At 61.3% G+C, this 6,411-nt stretch carries 5 protein-coding genes; 3 read left to right on the top strand and 2 right to left on the bottom strand.

Features of this window, described 5'->3' with window-relative positions; genetic code table 11:
• Positions 1–128: 128 nt before the first annotated feature.
• On the top strand, positions 129–1,433 hold the full coding sequence (gene guaD / locus GYB81_RS05550; RefSeq protein ID WP_161866607.1) for a guanine deaminase: 1,305 nt from the start codon (positions 129–131) through the stop codon (positions 1,431–1,433).
• 183 nt (positions 1,434–1,616) lie between these two features.
• On the opposite strand, the gene GYB81_RS05545 is transcribed toward guaD, so the two are convergent.
• Complete coding sequence (locus GYB81_RS05545; RefSeq protein ID WP_037050562.1) at positions 1,617–2,384, bottom strand: GntR family transcriptional regulator; 768 nt, start codon at positions 2,382–2,384, stop codon at positions 1,617–1,619.
• A 591-nt stretch (positions 2,385–2,975) separates the two neighbouring features.
• Between GYB81_RS05545 and GYB81_RS05540 the strand changes: the two genes are divergently transcribed.
• Positions 2,976–4,316 carry an NCS2 family permease gene (locus tag GYB81_RS05540; protein WP_161866240.1) on the top strand — a complete coding sequence of 447 codons (1,341 nt, stop codon included), beginning with the start codon at positions 2,976–2,978 and terminating at the stop codon, positions 4,314–4,316.
• 408 nt (positions 4,317–4,724) lie between these two features.
• On the opposite strand, the gene uraH is transcribed toward GYB81_RS05540, so the two are convergent.
• The gene (gene uraH, locus GYB81_RS05535) at positions 4,725–5,078 is read right to left on the bottom strand and encodes a hydroxyisourate hydrolase (protein WP_161866241.1); all 354 of its coding nucleotides are present in this window, start codon (positions 5,076–5,078) and stop codon (positions 4,725–4,727) included.
• 399 nt (positions 5,079–5,477) lie between these two features.
• Between uraH and puuE the strand changes: the two genes are divergently transcribed.
• A complete protein-coding gene (puuE, locus tag GYB81_RS05530; RefSeq protein WP_161866242.1) occupies positions 5,478–6,404 on the top strand; it encodes an allantoinase PuuE in 927 nt (308 codons plus the stop codon).
• Positions 6,405–6,411: the final 7 nt, after the last annotated feature.

The raw sequence follows: 6,411 nt of genomic DNA, 5'->3' as shown, positions 1-6,411 counted from the left end.
GGGCCGAAAACACCGCGAGGCTGCCAGTTTCCCCCTCTCCCTAGCCCTCTCCCCAGAGGGGCGAGGGGACTGACCGCGCTCGCCCAGTACTAAGCGAACAGTATTGATCAACTCATGAGATCCAAATGATGAGCAACACCCGCAAAGCCTACCGCGCCGCCATCCTGCACAGCCTCGCCGATCCCGCCGTGGTCGGTGTCGAGCAGTCCTACGAATACTTCGAGGACGGCATCCTGCTGATCGAAAATGGCAAGGTCGCTCAGGTTGGCCCCGCCACTGAGCTGTTGCCGAAGCTGGCCGGCGTCGAAGTCACCGAGTACCGCGACGCGCTGATTACCCCCGGTTTCATCGACACCCATATCCACTACCCGCAGACCGGGATGATTGCTTCCTACGGCGAGCAGTTGCTGGACTGGCTCAACACCTACACCTTCCCCACCGAGCGGCAGTTCGAAGACAAGGCGCACGCCAGCGACGTGGCGGCGATCTTTCTCAAGGAACTGCTGCGCAACGGCACCACCACCGCCCTGGTGTTCGGCACCGTGCACCCGCAGTCGGTGGACGCCCTCTTCGAACAGGCCGACAAGCTCAACCTGCGCATGATCGCCGGCAAGGTGCTGATGGATCGCAACGCCCCGGACTACCTGACCGACACCGCCGAATCCGGCTATGCCGAGAGCAAGGCCCTGATCGAACGCTGGCACGGCAAGGGTCGCCTGCACTATGCGGTCACCCCGCGCTTCGCCCCCACCAGTACGCCGGAGCAACTGGAGCTGGCCGGCAAGCTGCTGAGCGAATACCCGGATCTGTACATGCACACTCACCTGTCCGAGAACCGCAAGGAAATCGAATGGGTCAAGGAACTGTTTCCCGAGCGCAAGGGCTATCTGGATGTCTACGACCACCACAAGCTGATCGGCCCGCGCGCGGTGTTCGCCCATGGCGTGCACCTGTGCGACGACGAGTGCAAGCGCCTCGCCGAAACCGGCTCGGCGGTGGCCTTCTGCCCCACCTCCAACCTGTTCCTCGGTAGCGGCCTATTCGACCTGAACAAGCTGGAAGTCCATGGTGTGCGCGTCGGGCTAGGTACCGACGTCGGCGCCGGCACCAGCTTCAGTCAGCTGCAGTCGCTGAACGAGGCATATAAGATCATGCAGCTGCAGGGCAAGAAACTCGACCCCTTCAAGTCGTTGTACCTGGCCACGCTGGGCGGCGCCAATGCACTGTATCTGGACGACAAGCTGGGCAACTTCCTGCCCGGCAAGGACGCCGACTTCCTGGTGCTGGACTACAACGCCACACCGCTGATGAGCTACCGCATGCAGCAGGCCAAGAGCCTGGAAGAGCGTTTGTTCGCCCTGACCATGCTCGGCGACGACCGTGCGGTGAAGGAAACCTTCGCGGCTGGTGTATCAGTGCACCAGCGCGATTGAGCCCGATGATCTGCGCGCCCTTGTAGGAGCGGATTTATCCGCGATCAGGCTGTAGCCAATGCCTCGACAGCATCGCGAATGAATTCGCTCCTACAAATGCTTCTCACCTCAGCCACATCGTCTCAGCAATGAAAAAGCCCCGCTGCTCGCGCAGCGGGGCTTTCTTAATTTGCATGCAACGAATCAGCGATTGGCAGCGTTGCGGCCGGGCTTTTTCTTGGTCTGCAGCAGGTGCGAGAACACCGCGTGCAGGTCGTCCGAGGCGCTTTCCTCGTCCAGGTTGAGCTTGCTGTCGATGTGGTCCATGTGGTGCATCATCAGGTGCACCGCACGCTCGGCATCGCGCGCCTCGATGGCGTCGATCAACTGGTTGTGTTCGTCGTAGGAGCAATGCGAGCGGCTGCCGCTTTCGTACTGGGCGATGATCAGCGAAGTCTGCGACACCAGGCTGCGCTGGAAGCTCACCAGCGGCGCATTGCGCGCGGCCTCGGCCAGCTTCAGGTGGAACTCGCCGGACAGGCGGATGCCGGCACCACGATCACCGCGGGAGAAGCTGTCTTGCTCGTCCTTGACCATCTGCCGCAGCTCGGCCAGCTGCTCGGCGGTGGCATGCTCGACGGCCAGCTCGGTGATGGCCCGCTCGACCAGGCGGCGCGCATAGAAGATCTGCCGGGCTTCTTCGACACTGGGGCTGGCCACCACCGCACCGCGGTTCGGGCGCAGCAGCACCACACCCTCGTGGGCCAGGCGCGACAGGGCGCGGCGAATGATGGTGCGGCTGACGCCGAAGATCTCACCCAGCGCCTCTTCGCTCAGCTTGGTGCCGGGCGCCAGACGCTGCTCGAGAATGGCATCGAAAATGTGGGCATATACGACATCGTCCTGAGTCCCGCTGCGGCTGCTTTTGCCCGCACGCGGCTGCTTCTTCAGTGGCTGCAATTGATCGTTCATTCTGGCTCGCGTCAATGAGAGTCGGCGACACTGCGACTCTACTGTGTTCTACCCGGTAGCTGACAAGCTCCGAGCGAAAAAACATCAGAAAAAAATTCGAGCAATTGTACACAAGTCAATCAGCCACTACACCTGCGTCGTACGACGTCATAGCTGCTCAACGGCAGCAGACTGTCTCAGTCTGAGTGCAACACATCAAATCCTTTCTTTATATACAGGCCCCGCCTCAGCTCATTTGCAGCTAAGGGCGACCTACAGCATGCAGATGATTGCCGAGGCAGCCAGAGCCCCCTTGCCAGCAGCGATCTTATCTAGTTGTTTTTAAAGACTTTTAACTTCAAGGCTTGGTGGATTGTCGCCAAATCCCGTCGCACTCATGCCCGCCCCGTCAACTGGTGCGATTAATGCAACATTAAAAACATTAATTGCATTTTTTGTATACAACATCATAATCGCGCCTGAGTGACTTCTTGACCGCTCGGTCAACAACTTAGCCAGGAAGCACCACTGAAACACCGCCTGCCTCAGAGAGCATTGTTCTTGCGCAACGCTCTGGGCGGTACACAACAAGAGAGATGAGGAGTACCCGCTGTGGAAAGCGTCAGACAAGAACAACACGCGAATCAACTGGCAAGGGGCGGCCTGCTCGACCGCTTCTTCAAACTGACCGAGCACCGCACCACCATCAAGACCGAGCTGCTGGCGGGCCTGACGACCTTCGTCACCATGGCCTACATCATCTTCGTCAACCCCAACATCATGGCCGGCGCCGGTATCGATCATGGCGCCGCCTTCGTCGCCACCTGCATCGGCGCAGCCCTGGGCTGCTTCCTGATGGGGCTGTACGCCAACTGGCCGGTGGGCCTGGCGCCAGGCATGGGCCTGAACGCCTTCTTCACCTACACCGTGGTCGGCGAGATGGGCTACAGCTGGCAGATCGCCCTCGGCGCGGTGTTCATCTCCGGGGTGCTGTTCATGATCATGAGTCTGTCGAAGATTCGCGAGTGGCTGCTCAACAGCATCCCGATGAGCCTGCGCTTCGCCATGGGCGCCGGGGTCGGCCTGTTCCTCGGCCTGATCGGCCTGAAGACCGCTGGCATCGTCGTCGACAGCCCGGCCACCCTGCTGACCATGGGCTCGTTCGGCAATCCTTCTGCGCTGCTCGCGGCGGTGTGCTTCCTGCTGATCGCGGTGCTCAGCCACCGCAACGTATTCGGCGCCATTCTGTTCAGCATGCTCGGCGTCACCGCCCTGGGCTGGGCCCTGGGCCTGGTGGAGTACGGCGGCCTCGTGTCGATGCCACCGAGCCTGGCGCCGACCTTCCTGGCCATGGATATCGCCGGCGCCTTCAATGTGGCGATGATCAGCGTGATCCTGGCCTTCCTCTTCGTGAACATGTTCGACACCGCCGGCACCCTGATGGGCGTGGCCCACCGCGCCAACCTGGTGGATGAGGACGGCAAGATCCACAACCTGTCCAAGGCGCTGAAGGCCGACTCCACCTCCAGCGTGGTGGGCGCCATGGTCGGCTGTCCGCCGGTGACCAGCTACGTCGAGAGCGCTTCGGGCGTCGCCGCCGGTGGCCGCACCGGGTTGACCGCCGTCACCGTCGGCATCCTGTTCCTCGCCGCGATGTTCTTCGCCCCGCTGGCCGGCATGATCCCCGCCTACGCCACCGCCGGCGCGCTGATCTACGTGGCGATGCTGATGATGAGCGGCATGGCGCACATCGACTGGAAGGATCACACCGACACCATTCCAGCCATCGTCACGGTGGTGATGATGCCGCTGACCTTCTCCATCGCCAACGGCATCGCCCTGGGCTTCCTTACCTACGCGACGCTGAAGCTGCTGACAGGCCAGCGCGACAAGGTATCGCTGAGTCTGTACGTGCTGTGCGTTATCTTCATCGCCAAGTTCGCCTTCCTCTGAGGGCAAACCCTTCGTTGATCGAAGCCCTAGCCCTGTGCCGAATGCTGTTCACTTAAGGTCGCACACGTTTGGCTCCCCTCTCCCATTTATGGGAGAGGGGCTGGGGGAGAGGGCTGAAAACACCGCAAAACTGCCAGTTTCCCCTCTCCCCAAAGGGGCGAGGGGACTAATCGCGTCCGACCATTTCTTATGCGAACAGCATTACGGCCCTGTGCCGGGGCTTTTCGTTTGGCCCGGCAACTACAGACGCGCTCGTCGCAAGCATATCGCCGGCCCCGGATTTCATCCGGGCTACGGCGCACCCTACACGCAGACGAAAAAAAGCCCGCAGTGTGAGCGGGCGTAAGGACTCAAACGAGTCTGAGGGTGACAAGCATTCGTCTGGCAGGCTGTTGGCCCGCCTGTCAGTCAGCTACCGCGGTAGGTGGAGTAGCTGTAAGGGGAAATCAGCAGCGGCACGTGGTAGTGCTCCTGGCCGGCATCGATGCCGAAGCGCAGCACCACCACATCGAGGAAGGCCGGCTCGGGCAGTTTCACGCCACGGGCACGGTAGTAGTCGCCGGCATGGAAGTGCAGCTGATACACGCCCGTGCGGTAGTCTCCGCCCTGCAGCACCGGCGCATCGCAACGGCCGTCGTGGTTGGTGGTCACGCTGTTGATCAGCTCCAGCTGCGCGCCTTCGACGCGATACAGCTCGACCTTGATGTCACTCCCTGGGCAGCCGTGCGCGGCGTCCAGTACATGCGTAGTTAAACGTCCCATGGGTCTCGGATGCTCGTGGCGACCTGCGCCCAACGAACACCACACCTCCTCTACTCTGTTGAAATCGGCTCGTCGCAGTGCTCCGACGCGATGGCAGGATAGCATGCAGCTCGAATATAAAACATTTTAACCATAAATTGTACACAATAAATTTATTGGTCGCGCCGGCAACGCACCATAAAGGTTCATGATCCACATCGTCCAAAGCTAGCAATCACGGCTTTACCAGCGCAGGTTGCTGGCCACTCGGTCAATTTCGACGTCGCAGCCTATAGTGAAGAAAAGCGTAAAAAGTCGATTTACAAACGGCAACTAACTTTGTATACAATTATCCATCCCGGTCGCGCAGCCCCCATTGTCATGCGCAGTGACCGCCACGATCCAGATAGGAAGACTGCAGTGAATGCTGATTACCCACGCGATTTGATCGGCTACGGCGCCAACCCGCCCCATCCGCACTGGCCGGGCGATGCCCGCATCGCCCTGTCGTTCGTGCTCAATTACGAGGAAGGTGGCGAGCGCAACATTCTTCATGGGGACAAGGAATCCGAGGCTTTCCTCTCCGAGATGGTCGCCGCCCAGCCATTGCAGGGCCAGCGCAACCTGTGCATGGAATCGCTGTACGAATACGGCAGCCGCGCCGGTGTCTGGCGCCTGCTCGAGCTGTTCAAGAAGCACGACATCCCGCTGACCATCTTCGCCGTGGCCATGGCCGCCCAGCGTCACCCCGAGGTGATTCGCCAGATGGTCGCCGCCGGCCACGAGATTTGCAGCCACGGCTACCGCTGGATCGACTACCAGAATGTCGACGAAACCACCGAGCGCGAGCATATGCTCGAGGCCATCCGCATCCTCACCGAGCTGACCGGCGAGCGCCCGCTGGGCTGGTATACCGGCCGCCTGGGGCCGAACACCCGGCGCATCGTGCGCGAGGAAGGCGGTTTCCTCTACGACTCCGACACCTACGACGACGACCTGCCCTACTGGGACCCGGCCAGCACCGCGGAGAAGCCGCACCTGGTGATCCCCTACACCCTGGACACCAACGACATGCGCTTCACCCAGGTGCAGGGCTTCAACAAGGGCGACGATTTCTTCGAGTACCTCAAGGATGCCTTCGACGTGCTCTATGCAGAAGGCCAGGCCGGCGCGCCGAAGATGCTGTCGATCGGCATGCACTGCCGCCTGCTCGGGCGCCCGGCGCGCCTGGCCTCGCTGGCACGCTTCATCGACTACGTGAAAAGCCATGACAAGGTCTGGTGCGCCCGCCGCGTCGATATCGCCAGACACTGGCACGCCAACCACCCCTTCCGCGCGACCGAATGAGAGAGCC

The sequence above is a fragment of the Pseudomonas yangonensis genome (assembly GCF_009932725.1).
Classification (GTDB): Bacteria; Pseudomonadota; Gammaproteobacteria; order Pseudomonadales; family Pseudomonadaceae; genus Aquipseudomonas; species Aquipseudomonas yangonensis.
The sequence above is the reverse complement of the archived record's forward strand: the minus strand, read 5'-3'. Positions and strand labels throughout refer to the sequence as shown.